Origin of the sequence: Winogradskyella endarachnes (assembly GCF_009741275.1) — a bacterium.
GTDB classification, from domain to species: domain Bacteria; phylum Bacteroidota; class Bacteroidia; order Flavobacteriales; family Flavobacteriaceae; genus Winogradskyella; species Winogradskyella endarachnes.
On the sequence record NZ_WOWS01000001.1, the window covers coordinates 657,333 to 671,901 of the forward strand.

Here is a 14,569-nt window from a genome sequence, read left to right on the forward strand (position 1 = left end):
TTTAATCCGCTAAAAAGGGCTGCAAAAGTACAATATTTTTAAAACAAAACAAAACATATTTACCTAAATGTAACAACGTTTAAACAGTTTATTAACAAGCCGTTAAAACGCTAAATTTACAATTAGATAACGCATAAATAAATTCTATCTCATTCAATTGAATTAATTTTATAACCAAACATTTAAAGTTATGAAAAATTCAGTTCTATTTTTTATACTCTTCTCTTGTTGCTTTTTCGGTTGTAGTGATGATGATTCTAATAATTATCCATTAGAAAACACAGGTATTTTAGGCGAATGGGAAATAAGCATGAGAGGTATCGATAATACATCTACTGCTGAAATTGTATGTTGCGAATCTCTTATTTTTTCTGATAATGACACCAAAAATGATTTAATAGGTTACTATACTTATATTTATAGTGGCGAAAATTACGGTTCCTTTAATTTAGATACCGATAATACAACGATAACGTTTGCTTCCGAAAATGGAAACATTAATACAGAAACATATTTAATCACTGAAAACACCTTGGAACTTTGGTATTATGAGAATGAGCATCGTCATTGGGAAATTTATACTAAAGTAATAGAAGAATAAAACTATCTCATAAAGTGACCAAACAACAATTAGTGTTTCCTATAAATAAGAATATCAAAATGATGCTTTATTGCATAAATCTTGGCACATATTTTGGTATATTTACAATAATTACTATTAACAATTAAAACATTATAAACAATGGTTAAAGCAAAATACCAAAGCGTATTAGATTTAGGAGAGAAATTAAATATCCAAAACGGAGAAGTAACTGAAGAAAATGGTGTACTTAAAGTACTAGGTACTGCAGCTACACAATACGAAAAAAACTTACTTTGGGATAAAATTAAAGAAGTAGGTGGTGTAGAGCCTTCTGATATCATCGCTGATATTAAAGTTGCAGATGAGTCTGTGTATGCTAGACATACTGTTGCTTCTGGAGAAACTTTAGGAAAAATTGCTAAGCACTATTATGGTGATGCAATGAAGTATAAAGAAATCTTTGCTGCTAACTCTGATTTACTTAAAAATCCTGATGTTATTCATCCTGATCAAGAATTAATCATTCCTAATTTATAAGAGAAGAGGAACGATAAATTATATGAAAAAGCGACCATTTTGGTCGCTTTTTTTGTAAATACAAATTATGTGTTTTTTATTTCGAAATCAATTCTTCAGCCAATACAATTAAACGCTGTAATTGCTCATCTATAGTCATATTAGAATTATCAATTTCTATTGCATTATCAGCTTTTACTAAAGGTGATTCTTCTCTTGTAGAATCAATGCGATCCCTTGTTGTTACGTTCTCTAAAACCTCATCGTAACTTAATTGATGTCCACGGTCTAATAATTCTTTATAACGACGCTTTGCTCTTGTTTCGGCAGAAGCCGTCATAAATATTTTTAACTCTGCATCAGGAAAAACAACAGTTGCAATATCTCTTCCGTCCATTACAATCCCTTTATCTTTTCCCATAAGTTGCTGTTGCTCTACTAACTTTCGTCTAACTTCAGACAAAGTAGCCACAGGACTCACAAATTTTGAAACTTTAAGCGTTCTAATATCTGCTTCAATATTTTTGCCGTTTAAATACACTTCAGCAAAACCAGCAGCTTCATTAAACTTAAATGTTATGGCAATTTCTCCTAGTCTCTCAATTAATTCATCTTCTTTAAAAAAATCTTCACCTATTAATTTATTCTCTAAAGCAAAATAAGTGACAGCTCTATACATTGCACCTGTATCTACATAAATATAGTTAAGTGTTTTTGCTAGCTGCTTAGCTATTGTACTTTTTCCTGTTGAAGAAAATCCGTCTATGGCAATTACAATTTTATTCATATTTATTTCCCATGAAAATGGGAATCTTTTAAATTATTTTATTCAAATTTATTACTTATTCCTAAAGTTCTTTATAGGCCAAACACTCCAATTAAAAATTAAGACCTTTAGAAATATAAGCATTTTATACCTTATAATATGAAATACAAATTATCTATTCTATTTATCGTAAATCTATTTGAAGCCCTAAGAAACTTGTATTAGAAGCGCCAGAATATCTCGCATGTGTATAACTAAATTTCATTTTATTTAGTTTTATACCAACACCAAATGATAAGCCCGAAAAATTTCTTTGGTTTTCAATTCTTAATTCTTCTGCCCGTCTAAAGTTATACCCAAAACGTAAATTAAAGCCTCCGTCTGGAAACAACTCTGCTCCTAATATTAAATGACGAAGACCTTTATTAAAAAAGCTTACTTTTTCTTCGGTTTGGTTACCATCTAAATCTGTCGTTGTTCTTGCAGGATTAGCAACTGATATTGGCCATTTTTGTAAATTTTCTAACGTTACATGCCAACGCAACGGCATGTTTTCTAAGGTTTGTGACATTCCGAAATTAACCTCAAATGGTAACGGCTCATATTGACCAGCGTATGTTGAAAATTGACTTCCTAAATTCCTAATAGATAAAGCCGCATGAAAATCTAATTTTTCATTAATATACATTACTCCAATATCTACTGCGCCTCCAATGGAATTGTATTGTTCTAACAATGATGTAATAAACTTAACGTTGGCTCCTACATAAAAATCAGAATATGGAATTTGATAATTGTAACCCAGAGAAATTGCGGTCTCATTACCGCTAAATGTTCCGGTTGAATTTCCATTAACATCATAACCATCAAAAGAACCATAATTGATGTAAGTTACCCCAAAATGAAAGGTTTGCACATGTCTATCCCAAGTGTAAGCATATGCAGCTGTCCCATAGCTTATTCCACCTAAATAGCTAGAATAATTTAGAGCCAATTGATTATTCATTTGATAGTTTATAGAAGCCGGATTATATAATGCTTCTGTTACATCTTTATCGAAATTGGTAATGATTTTACCTCCTAAAGCGGCTTGTCTTGGAGATGATACTAAGTTTAGAAATTGATAGGTTGATTCGCCACCCAATTGTGCAAAAACAGGTAATGCAGAAAGCATAATACATAAGGTGAAAATCCTTTTAATCATAGATTTTGCAAAATAACTAAATCTATCTTAAAACGATGATATGATTTTTTTATTTTTTCTAACGTAATTTTTTCTAATGTAATTGTAATTTTTGGCCTACAGTGATTAAATTACTTGTTAGTCCATTTAGTTTTTTAATAACCTCAACAGTTGTATTATTATTTAAGGCAATACGGTACAAATTATCACCACTTTTTACAATATAAATTGATGGCAAATTATTATGATTAGACTCTTCTTCTACTGAAACAGAATCTACAATTCTAAGCTTTTGACCAACTGTAATTAAGTTAGAATTTAAATTATTTAAGCGTTTTAATTCATCTACACTCAACTTAAATTGTCTCGCTAAACTAAAGAGGGTATTTCCATTTTTTACAATGTAATAATCACTATTTACAGAATCTGTGATAATTAAAGTAGTATTTGAAGATTCTAAATTTGATGTTTTGGAAGATGTTGTATTTTCATTTGGTGCTTTAATTGCATTAAAGTTACCAATACGTAGTTTTTGGCCAGCATCTACCAAGGTAGTTTCTAAACCGTTTACTTCTTTCAATTTAGTTAAGGAAACACTATATTTTTTTGCAACATCCAATAAAGTTTCACCTTCTGCAACCGTATAAAAATCTGCTTCAGTAACATAATAGATTTCACCATTATTGTCCTCATTATTTTCAAGAATAGCTGAGCTCTCTTTTACAGTATAACCTTTAGTTTTAACAACTAGTTCTTCTGCCGTTACTAGTTTAACTTCTCCTGTAGAAATATTTAATTTAGCTGGCTTTCCATCTAAAAAAACATCTTTATATTTTACAGCATCTTGTGCCACTGCGCAAATACTAGAAAATCCGAGGGCAATAATGGATATATTTAATCTATAATTTTTTTGCATTTTTTACTTTCTGCTTGGTAAGAGCCAACTTTAAAACGTCACTCATTTCTGTTACGTAATGAAACGTTAATCCTTTTAAATATTCGGGTTTAATTTCATTTATATCTCTTCTGTTGTCTTCACAAAGCAAAATTTCTTTAATACGAGCGCGTTTAGCCGCTAAGATTTTTTCTTTAATACCACCAACAGGTAAAACTTTACCACGTAATGTAATTTCACCTGTCATAGCCAAGCTCTTTTTAACTTTACGTTGCGTAAACAAAGATACTAAAGATGTTAACATGGTAACACCTGCACTTGGTCCATCTTTTGGAGTAGCTCCTTCTGGCACGTGTATATGCACATTGTACTTACCAAAAATTTCTGGATTAATACCAAACTCTTCTGCATTAGCTTTTATGTACTCCATGGCTATAGTCGCAGACTCTTTCATTACTTTCCCTAAGTTACCAGTAATAGACAACGCACCTTTACCTTTAGATAAAATAGACTCTATAAATAAAATATCTCCACCAACACTTGTCCAAGCTAAGCCTGTAACTACACCAGCAACATCATTGTTTTCGTATTTATCGCGTTCTAATCTTGGGCTTCCTAAAACTTCAATGACATCATCATTAGAGATTTTAATATTGTAATCTTCTTCCATTGCAATATTCTTGGCAGCATAACGTACCATTTTTGCAATTTGCTTTTCTAAGCCTCTAACTCCAGATTCTCTAGTATAACCTTCAACTATTTTTTCTAATTGTGGTTTTGCAATTTTTAATGCTTTATCATCTAAACCATGCTCTTTAAGTTGCTTCGGTAATAAATGGCGTTTTGCAATCTCTACTTTTTCTTCAATAGTATAACCTGTAACATTAATAATTTCCATTCGGTCTCTTAATGCAGGCTGAATTGTATTTAGACTATTAGAGGTTGCAATAAACATTACTTTAGATAAATCATATCCAAGCTCTAAGAAATTATCATAAAACTCATTATTTTGTTCTGGGTCTAAAACTTCTAACAATGCAGAGGACGGATCACCTTGATGACTAGAAGATAATTTATCTATCTCATCTAAAACAAAAACAGGGTTAGATGTTTGTGCCTTTTTTAAACTCTGAATAATACGTCCTGGCATTGCACCAATATAAGTTTTTCTGTGTCCTCTAATCTCTGCTTCGTCCCTTAAACCACCTAAAGAAATTCTTACATATTCTCTACCCAAAGCTTCGGCTACAGATTTTCCTAAAGATGTTTTACCAACACCTGGAGGTCCATACAAACATAGAATTGGGGATTTCATGTCGTTTCTAAGTTTTAAAACGGCCAAATATTCTATAATTCTTTTTTTGACGTCTTCTAAACCAAAATGATCTCTATCTAAAATTTTCTGAGCACGTTTAAGATCAAATTTATCTTTACTAAACTCATTCCATGGTAAATCTAAAAATAAGTCTAAATAATTACGTTGAATAGAATACTCAGCAACCTGAGGATTCATACGTTGCATTTTAGCTAATTCTTTTTCAAAATGCTCCTTTACTTTATCGTCCCATTTTTTGTCTTTAGCACGTGCTCGCATTTCTTCTATTTCCTCACCAGAAGATACACCTCCACCCAATTCTTCTTGAATGGTTTTCATTTGTTGATGCAAGAAATACTCGCGCTGCTGTTGGTTCATATCACTTTGAACCTTAGATTGAATATCATTTTTAAGCTCTAGTTTTTGAAATTCTAGATTCATGTACTTCAAGGTTTGAAGCGCACGCTCTTTTAAATCGTTAATTTTTAATAACTCTTGCTTCTCCTCTACTTTTAGATTCATGTTAGAAGACACAAAATTGATTAAAAATGAACTACTCTCAATATTCTTAATAGCAAAACTTGCCTCTGAAGGAATATTTGGACTTTCCTTTATAATATCTAAAGATAAATCTTTAATAGAATCAATTATGGCTTTAAATTCTTCATTATCTGGAGCTGGCTTTGCTTCAGGTATATCAGATATTGTTGCTGTTAAATACGGTTTTTCTGAAACCATCTCATTAATCACAAAACGCTTCTTACCTTGTATTACCACTGTAGTATTACCATCTGGCATTTTTAATACTTTTAAAATTCTGGCAACTGTACCAGTTTTATAAATATCTTTTGCTTTAGGATTTTCTACATTTTCATCTATTTGAGAAACAACACCTATAACTTTTCCGCCTTTGTTGGCATCATTAATTAATCTAATAGATGCATCTCGACCTGCAGTAATAGGAATTACAACACCGGGAAAAAGTACCGTATTTCTCAGAGGTAAAATTGGTAAAGAATCTGGCAAAGATTCGTTGTTAATTAACTCTTCATCTTCTGGTGTCATTAACGGTATTAACTCTGAATTTTCGTTAAAATCTTGAAATGACAGATTGTCTAAATTTATAAATTTGGATTTTTTCATATATATATTATGGTCATTCTGTCATAAAAACAAACAGAACAACATTATTTTAAATGTATTAAAAATTAACTTTACACTGAATATCAGTCACTTAAAAGATATTCAAAGTTATTCACACTAATGTAATTTCAATTGTTATGCCATTACCTTTATCAAATAATAAAACTTTTTTTATTAAAACTGTAACACTTTAAAAAAGACATTATCTATAAGTAAAAGCAATTGTTTTTTGACATCAACCAATCAAAATATCGAACAGTTATTAATCCTTTGTCAATCTGGTAACCAACGTGCACAGTTAGAAATTTACAACAGATACAACAAAGCGATGTATAACACAGCCATAAGAATTGTAAAAGATTCTTTTAAAGCTGAGGACATTATGCAAGAGTCTTTTTTAACGGCTTTTACAAAATTGAAGTCCTTAGAAGACACCAACATGTTTGGTGCATGGTTAAAACGTATTGTAATAAATAATAGTATTAGCTATTACAATAAAACAGTAAAACAAAATGAAGTGCCTATAGACCATGTAATTTACAAAGTTGAAGATGACCAAGGTATTGTTGAACCAGATCAAAATAATGAGAAAGTGACACAAATCTTAACCGTTATGAAAACTTTAAAACCTAATTACAGTTTATGCCTAACACTACATTTAATTGAAGGATACGATTACGAAGAAATCTGCGAGATTATGAATATCTCTTACGCCAATTGCAGAACTTTAATATCGAGAGCAAAAGAAAGTTTAAGAAAAAAATTAGTACTAAAAGCATCTTAATACATAATTATGGAAAAAGATAATTTAGATAGTTTATTTGAAAATTTGAAGGGTCAATTTGATATTGAAACACCTCAAACTAATCATAAACAAAGGTTTTTAGATAAATTAAAATCTAGCAATATCGCTTCAGTAGAAGAGAAAAAAACCTCTGGTTTTAACTGGAAACCTTTTTTAGCCATTGCAGCTTCTATAATAATATGTTTAGGTCTTTTTACCACGTTACAAACTGATTCTGAAGATTTAGATTTAGCAAGTGTATCACCAGAAATGTCAGAAACACAAGATTTCTTTACAGTAACCATTGAAAACGAATTAAAAAAACTAAACAAAGAACGTTCACCACTAACTGAGCAAATTATAGCAGATGCTTTAGCACAAATTAAACTTTTAGAAAACGATTATCAAAAACTAAAAACAGATTTAACCGAAAGCGGAAAAAACCAACGTGTTATATATGCGATGATTTCTAACTTTCAAAACCGAATCGATATTTTAAATACTGTATTAGAACAGATTGAAATCATTAAAGAACTTAAAACAAACACAAATGAACCTAAAAATACATTATAAAATTGCCTTTTTACTTTTACTCTTACCGAGTATTGTAATAGCAAATTCTGGAGAGGACCTCAAGAAATCTTCAAAAGAGCGCAGTATAAAAAAGACATTTAATGTCTCGTCTAATGCCACCCTAAAAGTAGATAATAGTTTTGGGAGCGTAGATGTAATTACATGGGAAGAAAATCGCATAGATTTTGATATACATATTAAAGTTTCGGGAAATAATGCTGAAAAAGTTGAAGAAAAAATTGATGGTATAACTGTAGATTTCTCTTCTAGCACTGACATGGTTTCCGCCATTACAAACATTAGTAAAAACAAAAGTAGTTGGTGGAATTGGGGAAAAAACATGAATCTTCAGATTGAAATAAATTATGTGATTAAAATGCCAATTTCTGGTAATGTAGATTTATCTCAAGATTATGGATCTATAAATTTAGACCGATTACATGGAGCTACAAAAATTAGCTGTGATTATGGTAAAATAACCACTAAAGAGCTCATGTCTAGCAATAACGATATTAGATTTGATTATAGTTCTAATTGCTATTTTGAATACATTAAAGGAGGTAAAATCACAGCAGATTATAGCGGATTTACCGTTGCAAAAACTAAAGATTTAATGATAAAAGCAGACTATACAAAATCTATTGTAGAAGTAGCAGAACATGTAGCCTACAATTGTGATTATGGGTCTTTAAAAGTAGATAATGTTAATAATTTTGAAGGCAAAGGTGACTACCTAACGTTAAGATTAGGTAACATTTATAAAAATGTAAAACTAAATGCCAACTATGGTTCTTTAAAAATTGACCGAATGGCTTCTAAAGCTGGTAATATAGATATTACAGCAGAGTTTACAGGTATCACTATTGGACATGACGAAGACTATAATTTTAACTTCAATATCGACTTAGAATTTGCATCTTTAAGACAATCAGATGGCTTTAATTTTATAAATAAAGAAATAGAAATGACCGAAAAAAAATATAGTGGTTTCTATGGCTCTAAAGACTCTGGTAATTTTGTTAAAATTAATTCTGAATACGGAAGTGTAACTTTTAAGAAGAATTAAATTTAGATTAAAACATCATCAATTATAAATCAATTAAAAAACAAACAATTATGAAACTATTACAATCAATCGCAGTTCTTACCATTTTATTAAGTACAAGTTTGTCTCACGCACAATGGGGAAAATGGAAAAAAATTAAAGGTAATGGAAACATTACCACAGAAACATTTTCTACAGCATCTTATGATGGCGTTAAAACTGCCGGATCCATGGACTTTAATTTAGTACCAGGCAAAGAAGGCAATATTACCATTAAAGGCGATGACAACCTTATGGAGTATATCTTGGTAGAAGTTAAGAATAACACGCTATCTGTACGTATTAAGGATGGCTATAATTTAAAACCGACTAAAACGATTGTTGTTACTATACCTTATAAATCCATAAATTCTGTGTCACTTGCAGGTTCTGGAGATGTAAAAAATTCAGGTACAATAGAAGCAGATAAATTTAAGGTGTCTTTAGCTGGCTCTGGTGATATTGAATTAAATATAGATTCTGATGAAACAGAAAGTAATATTGCAGGTTCTGGAGATATTAAATTAGAAGGCAACACCACCGATTTAACTGTAAAAGTAGCGGGTTCAGGAGATTTTGAAGGTGATAGTTTAAACAGTACAAACGTTACTGCTAAAATAACAGGCTCAGGAAGTGCTGATGTGGTTTGTGATGGCGAATTAGTTGTGAGAATAACAGGTTCTGGTGACGTTAACTACTCCGGAAACCCAACAAATAAAGACACTAAAATTACAGGCTCAGGAAGTGTGAGTAATTAAATTGTAAAAAACAAATCGAAATAAGGATGAGCTTTGCTTGTCCTTATTTTTTACTTCGTTCCTGTTTGAAAATCAGCTTTCCATTTTCCCCAATCATCCAAGAAGTAATTTAGAATAATAGGATTATCTAAAGTATTTAATTTAGTTTCGGCAATTTTGATATCTTGCGGAAAAACAAAGGTTTGTTCTATTTGATTTAGGTTTAAGTATTTTAAATCTTTTGGTAAACTATTCATATCAATTTCCCTAATGCTATTACCATTTCTAGCAATAATAAATCCCCAATCTCCAAATGAAGGTATATAGGTGTGATAAGGTTCTACGGTTTCAAACACAGATTTTAAAGTGTTATTAATACAACTAAAAACCGTATTTGAGAAATAAATTTCTCCAGACTGTGTTACAAAAACACCATCCTTTTTTAAATTTCGTTTCGCCATTAAAAAAAACTGTTTGCTATATAATCTTGCAATAGCTTGGTTAGTTGGGTCTGGTAAATCTGCAATAATAATATCATACTTTTCATCATTATTAAATAGAAAAGTGAAGGCATCTTCGGCAATTAAATTTACCTTATCATTTAAGGCCGCATTTTGGTTAATGTCTTTTAAGTAGGGATTTTTTTTTGCCAAATGAAACATAGTACTATCAATATCTACAACATCTATTTGTTGTACCTTTTTATTTTTCAATACTTCTCTACTGGCCAAATTTTCTCCACCTCCAAGAATTAAAACACGTTTAGGGTTAGAATGCATAGCCAATGGTACGTGCACTAAAGATTCGTGATAACGATATTCATCAGAAGAAGAAAATTGAATTACTCTATTTAAATACAAACGAACATCATCACTATTCTTTGTCATTACAATTTTTTGATATGGTGTTTGCTCATTTAATACAATTGGTCTTTTATATATTTTCTGATCCCAAACTTCTAAAAATCGTCCTCCTAAAACCACTAAAGTTAGTAATACAGCTATGACCAAAAACCCATAAATACTATTACTTTTTTTATCTTTTAGCATTGAATAATTTAAAATAATTCCTAATAAAATATTTACAATACCAAAAATTAGCGAGGAGTAATACAGCCCAACAAAAGGTAAAATAATAAACGGAAAAATCAGTGTTGCTATTAGGCCACCAATATAATCTAGCGACAAAATGTTAGAAAGATTATTCTTTATATTACTATCCTCTAATGCAAACGTTAGCAAAGGTACTTCCATACCAGTTAACATACCAATTATAAATATTATTGCCAAACAACTAATCTGCAACACTGTTGGTGACACATACACAAAAAGCATATAAAGTAAAGGCACTGAAATACCTCCTATAAAACCTAAAAGGTACTCTACATTAATAAAAAAAATGAGAGGTTTATCCTTAAGAAATTTAGTTAAAAAAGCACCTATTCCCATGGAGAACAAGTAAACACCTATGATAATAGAAAACTGCCTAACACCATCACCAAGAAAATAAGTCGCTGTAGTACTAATCAGTAATTCATAGATAATAGAACATAATCCTGCAATAAAAACAGCAAAAGGAATAATGGCTTTTTTTTTCATAAAAATTTGACTATGTTTGAGGTATAAACAACAGCTCAAAGATGAAGAAAAATTTTATAACAGGTCTTGCTTTAACTAAAAAAATAACTTTAATTGCTGCCGTCTCTGCCACCTTAGCTTTACAAAGTTGTGGAGAAGAAGACGGAAGTCCAAGAATTAAAGATGCACAAGAAGAAACGATTTACGAATCTACTAAAGGTGTAATTACTGAAGTTGAAGAAGTTGAACCTGGTGAAGATTATAAAATAATTGATGAGCGTATTATAGACGATAAGGAAAAATCTATTGCAATTGTGCATACTTTAGAAGGTACTGTTGATACTTTATCCTTAAGAAAATTAAAAGATGACAATTCTTCTACGTACCGCCACTCTGGTCTAAGAAGTATTTTATATTATTCTTTAGCAAGCTCTTATTTTAATAGAAACATGAACAATGTTACGCCTAAACAGAGCAACTACAAAAACGCTTCGGCTTATAATAAGTCTACAAGTTTAAAAAATGATTTAAAAAGCTCAGCTACATCTCGTCGTGTAAGTGTACCTGGTTCATCATCTAAAGGCTATGGCAGTGGAAAGTCGTTTAGATCATTTGGAGGATAATCGTTTTAAGGAAATTAAACGCCTTAAAAAGAAACATGTCCCAAATCGTTTACATTGGTTTTTAGGAGAAGATTATTTTTCTGAAGAGTTACTTGGTATTTACCGTTCAGAAATAGAACAATTACGTCGTATTTCTGATGAAGCTTTCTATTTATTTCAACGCGCTACAGATAAAATTATTACCGAAGAGAGGTTAGGAGATTTAGGTATTCCGCTCTCTTTTCAAAAATGTATTATTCACAGCTGGAAAAATAAAACCAAACATCCTTTTCTTTACGGAAGATTTGATATCAATGGTGGACTAAAATCTGATTATGGTCGTATTATAGAATTTAATGCAGACACATGCAGCACCATACCAGAAACACTATTATGGCATCCATTGCAGTTAGCAGAATTAAAAGGAAATCCTCAAAGTTTTAATACATTAAGTGAGGATATAAAAACAACTCTTTCTAGCCTTAAAAGTACACTAAACAAACCTAATCCTACATTTTTAGGAACTTCATTTGGATATATTGAAGATGTAGAAAATGTAAACTGTATAATAGACATTGCTTACCAAGCCGGCTTTAAACCAATGTATTCAGATTTAGAGCATATTACATTTTCAGATGAAGGCGTTTTTTATGAAATTGGCGGTGAATTTGAAGAAATTGATGTACTTTTTAAAATGGTTCCTTGGGATTGGATGTTTAATGACGAGCCAGAATTGGCTAAAACCTTATCTGATATAATTTGTAACGATAAGGTGGTTGTTTTAAATCCACCTTACACAGCCATTTGGCAGAATAAAAAATTCTTAGCCTACATTTCTCAAAATTTCCCAAATAATGTCATTGCAGAAACGTATTTACAGCAAGAAGCACGTTTAGGAGAATACGTAAAGAAGCCCATTTATGGCAGGTTAGGCGAAAATATTGTTATTGAAACTGAAACAAAAGCAAGGCAAGAATCTGTAGGAGATTATAGCAACCAAGAGATGGTTTTTCAAAAATACTATCCTTTAAATCAAGATTTAGAAAAGTATTATTACCAAATCGGTATGTTCTTCACAACCAAAGCATCAGCTCTTAATTTAAGAGCTCAAGAATCTCCAATTATTACTGATGATTGCGAATTTATGTCGCATTTTATCATTTAAAATCTTACATTCTTTTTGTAATAAATTTCCTTAAAACCACTTAAAATTTCGTAAAAAAATATTTGTTGTAACTTTGCCACAAACTAACGTAAGCGAGCAATGATAAGAGATTACTGGAATGAGAAATGGAAAACTATTGTTTTTGATAATAACATCGATGATAATGAAAAGTTTAAAATTTCAAACTATGGCCGTATAATAAATTGTAAAACAAGTGAAGAAACGCTTGTAAAAAAATACTACATCAACGGTTACCAAAACTTACCTGTAAAACAGAAAAAAAACGGAAAACAAACGAGTAGATATGTCCACAAACTTGTGGCTGAACATTTTTTAGAAAAAAATGATGGTATATATGTTATTCATTTAGATTATGACAAAACAAATAACCATGTTGATAATTTAAAATGGGCTACTAAAAGAGAAAAAGAGCTTCACCAGTTTAGTAATCCAAAGTATAAAAATATGGTGCGTAAAATACCATCCACTGCCAAACTAACTGAAACAAAAGTAAAGCTTATAAAACGAAAGATAAACGATCCAAATCGTAGAACAAGAATGAAAATGATTGCAAAACAATTTGGTATTTCAACAATGCAGCTTTACAGAATTAAATCTGGTGAGAATTGGAAATCTGTAGAAGAATAAGGTTTTACTAGTTAAACTCTTTTGTAATTACATCAATAGCGTCTCCTCTTTCTATCTGTTTGATAATTACTTTATTTGAACTAAAAGAAGACATGAGTAATTTCTGAATTTTTTCGGCATCAAAATGTTTACATGAAAAAATATCTACAGCGGCAAATTGATACTCTGGCCAAGTATGTATACTTACATGACTTTCTTCTAATAGAATGAAGCCTGTTACACCAATCGGCTCAAATTGCTTAAAAGATTCATTCACTTTAGAAAGCTGCAGCTCTTCTACAATAGCATTTAAAACCGTTTTAACTTTTGGAATAAACGAAATGGCCTTGGCGTTGCAGTTGTATACATCCCAAGTGATGTGTGTTCCTAACGAAGTTTTCAATATAGATAGATTATTGGGACTTTTTAATTTTATTCTTCACCTGAATAAGAACTCATCATTAACGCCATAAATTCTTGTGGGTCGTATGCTTTAACTAAACTGGTATAAGACTCATCAGAATCTACTTCTACCATTTCTGGCAACGACTCTCTTGGTCCATAATCCCAAGTTACTTCATTAATAACATCTCTAACCACATCATAATTACCTTCCATAGGTATTCCTAAAAATGTAACTTCTTTATTTGTTAGGTTAGCCGCATAAGTATCTTGATACATCTCTGGACCATAATACTCATCTGCCAATAAATATTCTGACAATGATGGATTAACCATATAGACATCAGACTGAAAATTAAATTTAATTATACTATCGTTCTCTAAAGTTAATTGATGTTCTCCTTTGCCCATTTCTACCCAAACAACTTCTTTTGGAGGCACAACTACTCTAAGTGTATCTACGACTACTTCTACAGAAAAATCAGTTGGATTGTCTATTGCTAAGTCTACGCTGTTGCTACATGATGTAAAAAACATAGCAGATAAAATTGAAAGAAATACGAGCTTTTTCATTGATAAATATATTAGTTAAACGCAATATAAGAATAATTGTATGG

Annotated in this window: 16 protein-coding genes; 9 read left to right on the forward strand and 7 right to left on the reverse strand. The window is 30.9% G+C overall.

Going from position 1 to position 14,569, the window contains the following annotated elements:
• The first annotated feature begins 190 nt into the window (after positions 1 to 190).
• Entirely contained in the window at positions 191 to 601 is a 411-nt protein-coding gene (locus tag GN138_RS02935; RefSeq protein ID WP_157361961.1) for a hypothetical protein, read from the forward strand.
• Positions 602 to 742: 141 nt separating this feature from the next.
• Positions 743 to 1,120 (forward strand): LysM peptidoglycan-binding domain-containing protein, encoded by a 378-nt coding sequence (locus GN138_RS02940; RefSeq protein WP_157361962.1) that lies wholly within the window; start codon positions 743 to 745, stop codon positions 1,118 to 1,120.
• 76 nt (positions 1,121 to 1,196) lie between these two features.
• Here GN138_RS02940 and cmk read toward each other — a convergent pair whose 3' ends face one another.
• From cmk to lon, 4 genes are all read right to left on the reverse strand, one after another.
• Positions 1,197 to 1,886: a (d)CMP kinase gene (gene cmk, locus GN138_RS02945; RefSeq protein ID WP_157361964.1), complete on the reverse strand. Its 690-nt coding sequence runs from the start codon at positions 1,884 to 1,886 to the stop codon at positions 1,197 to 1,199.
• A 163-nt stretch (positions 1,887 to 2,049) separates the two neighbouring features.
• Positions 2,050 to 3,069 carry a type IX secretion system protein PorQ gene (porQ, locus tag GN138_RS02950; protein WP_157361967.1) on the reverse strand — a complete coding sequence of 340 codons (1,020 nt, stop codon included), beginning with the start codon at positions 3,067 to 3,069 and terminating at the stop codon, positions 2,050 to 2,052.
• Positions 3,070 to 3,142: 73 nt separating this feature from the next.
• Complete coding sequence (locus tag GN138_RS02955) at positions 3,143 to 3,964, reverse strand: LysM peptidoglycan-binding domain-containing protein (protein ID WP_157361969.1); 822 nt, start codon at positions 3,962 to 3,964, stop codon at positions 3,143 to 3,145.
• Positions 3,948 to 6,401, reverse strand: coding sequence for an endopeptidase La (gene lon, locus GN138_RS02960; RefSeq protein ID WP_157361971.1), 2,454 nt, complete (start codon positions 6,399 to 6,401; stop codon positions 3,948 to 3,950). The genes GN138_RS02955 and lon overlap by 17 nt, the downstream gene beginning before the upstream one ends.
• Before the next feature lie 229 nt (positions 6,402 to 6,630).
• Between lon and GN138_RS02965 the strand changes: the two genes are divergently transcribed.
• From GN138_RS02965 to GN138_RS02980, 4 genes are read left to right on the forward strand one after another with little or no spacing between them, the layout of a single operon-like run.
• Positions 6,631 to 7,185 carry an RNA polymerase sigma factor gene (locus GN138_RS02965; protein WP_157361973.1) on the forward strand — a complete coding sequence of 185 codons (555 nt, stop codon included), beginning with the start codon at positions 6,631 to 6,633 and terminating at the stop codon, positions 7,183 to 7,185.
• 9 nt (positions 7,186 to 7,194) lie between these two features.
• On the forward strand, positions 7,195 to 7,758 hold the full coding sequence (locus tag GN138_RS02970; RefSeq protein WP_157361976.1) for a hypothetical protein: 564 nt from the start codon (positions 7,195 to 7,197) through the stop codon (positions 7,756 to 7,758).
• On the forward strand, positions 7,736 to 8,824 hold the full coding sequence (locus GN138_RS02975; protein ID WP_157361977.1) for a hypothetical protein: 1,089 nt from the start codon (positions 7,736 to 7,738) through the stop codon (positions 8,822 to 8,824). Before GN138_RS02970 ends, GN138_RS02975 begins: the two co-directional genes overlap by 23 nt.
• A 50-nt stretch (positions 8,825 to 8,874) precedes the next feature.
• Positions 8,875 to 9,600: a head GIN domain-containing protein gene (locus GN138_RS02980; RefSeq protein ID WP_157361979.1), complete on the forward strand. Its 726-nt coding sequence runs from the start codon at positions 8,875 to 8,877 to the stop codon at positions 9,598 to 9,600.
• A gap of 50 nt (positions 9,601 to 9,650) precedes the next feature.
• Here the strand turns inward: GN138_RS02980 and GN138_RS02985 are convergent, their stop codons facing one another.
• Complete coding sequence (locus GN138_RS02985) at positions 9,651 to 11,177, reverse strand: polyamine aminopropyltransferase (RefSeq protein ID WP_157361982.1); 1,527 nt, start codon at positions 11,175 to 11,177, stop codon at positions 9,651 to 9,653.
• Positions 11,178 to 11,218: 41 nt separating this feature from the next.
• Here GN138_RS02985 and GN138_RS02990 point away from each other — a divergent pair, with 41 nt between their 5' ends.
• The 3 genes from GN138_RS02990 (at position 11,219) to GN138_RS03000 (ending at position 13,571) form a co-directional block, all read left to right on the forward strand.
• Positions 11,219 to 11,779, forward strand: a complete 561-nt coding sequence (locus GN138_RS02990) for a hypothetical protein (protein WP_157361984.1) — start codon at positions 11,219 to 11,221, stop codon at positions 11,777 to 11,779.
• Positions 11,742 to 12,923, forward strand: a complete 1,182-nt coding sequence (locus GN138_RS02995; RefSeq protein WP_157361986.1) for a glutathionylspermidine synthase family protein — start codon at positions 11,742 to 11,744, stop codon at positions 12,921 to 12,923. Before GN138_RS02990 ends, GN138_RS02995 begins: the two co-directional genes overlap by 38 nt.
• 99 nt (positions 12,924 to 13,022) lie before the next feature.
• Positions 13,023 to 13,571, forward strand: a complete 549-nt coding sequence (locus tag GN138_RS03000) for an HNH endonuclease (RefSeq protein WP_157361988.1) — start codon at positions 13,023 to 13,025, stop codon at positions 13,569 to 13,571.
• A 7-nt stretch (positions 13,572 to 13,578) separates the two neighbouring features.
• Here the strand turns inward: GN138_RS03000 and speD are convergent, their stop codons facing one another.
• Positions 13,579 to 13,953 carry an adenosylmethionine decarboxylase gene (speD, locus tag GN138_RS03005; RefSeq protein WP_157361990.1) on the reverse strand — a complete coding sequence of 125 codons (375 nt, stop codon included), beginning with the start codon at positions 13,951 to 13,953 and terminating at the stop codon, positions 13,579 to 13,581.
• A 29-nt stretch (positions 13,954 to 13,982) separates the two neighbouring features.
• On the reverse strand, positions 13,983 to 14,525 hold the full coding sequence (locus tag GN138_RS03010) for a hypothetical protein (RefSeq protein ID WP_157361992.1): 543 nt from the start codon (positions 14,523 to 14,525) through the stop codon (positions 13,983 to 13,985).
• Between the last annotated feature and the right edge of the window lie 44 nt (positions 14,526 to 14,569).

Excerpts from the sequence above, each read along its gene's own strand:
- GN138_RS02935 (WP_157361961.1), top strand. The coding sequence starts at position 191 with ATGAAAAATTCAGTTCTATTTTTTATACTCTTCTCTTGTTGCTTTTTC.
- GN138_RS02940 (WP_157361962.1), top strand. The coding sequence starts at position 743 with ATGGTTAAAGCAAAATACCAAAGCGTATTAGATTTAGGAGAGAAATTA.
- cmk (WP_157361964.1), bottom strand. The coding sequence starts at position 1,886 with ATGAATAAAATTGTAATTGCCATAGACGGATTTTCTTCAACAGGAAAA.
- porQ (WP_157361967.1), bottom strand. The coding sequence starts at position 3,069 with ATGATTAAAAGGATTTTCACCTTATGTATTATGCTTTCTGCATTACCT.
- GN138_RS02955 (WP_157361969.1), bottom strand. The coding sequence starts at position 3,964 with ATGCAAAAAAATTATAGATTAAATATATCCATTATTGCCCTCGGATTT.
- lon (WP_157361971.1), bottom strand. The coding sequence starts at position 6,401 with ATGAAAAAATCCAAATTTATAAATTTAGACAATCTGTCATTTCAAGAT.
- GN138_RS02970 (WP_157361976.1), top strand. The coding sequence starts at position 7,195 with ATGGAAAAAGATAATTTAGATAGTTTATTTGAAAATTTGAAGGGTCAA.
- GN138_RS02975 (WP_157361977.1), top strand. The coding sequence starts at position 7,736 with ATGAACCTAAAAATACATTATAAAATTGCCTTTTTACTTTTACTCTTA.
- GN138_RS02980 (WP_157361979.1), top strand. The coding sequence starts at position 8,875 with ATGAAACTATTACAATCAATCGCAGTTCTTACCATTTTATTAAGTACA.
- GN138_RS02985 (WP_157361982.1), bottom strand. The coding sequence starts at position 11,177 with ATGAAAAAAAAAGCCATTATTCCTTTTGCTGTTTTTATTGCAGGATTA.
- GN138_RS02990 (WP_157361984.1), top strand. The coding sequence starts at position 11,219 with ATGAAGAAAAATTTTATAACAGGTCTTGCTTTAACTAAAAAAATAACT.
- GN138_RS02995 (WP_157361986.1), top strand. The coding sequence starts at position 11,742 with ATGGCAGTGGAAAGTCGTTTAGATCATTTGGAGGATAATCGTTTTAAG.
- GN138_RS03000 (WP_157361988.1), top strand. The coding sequence starts at position 13,023 with ATGATAAGAGATTACTGGAATGAGAAATGGAAAACTATTGTTTTTGAT.
- GN138_RS03010 (WP_157361992.1), bottom strand. The coding sequence starts at position 14,525 with ATGAAAAAGCTCGTATTTCTTTCAATTTTATCTGCTATGTTTTTTACA.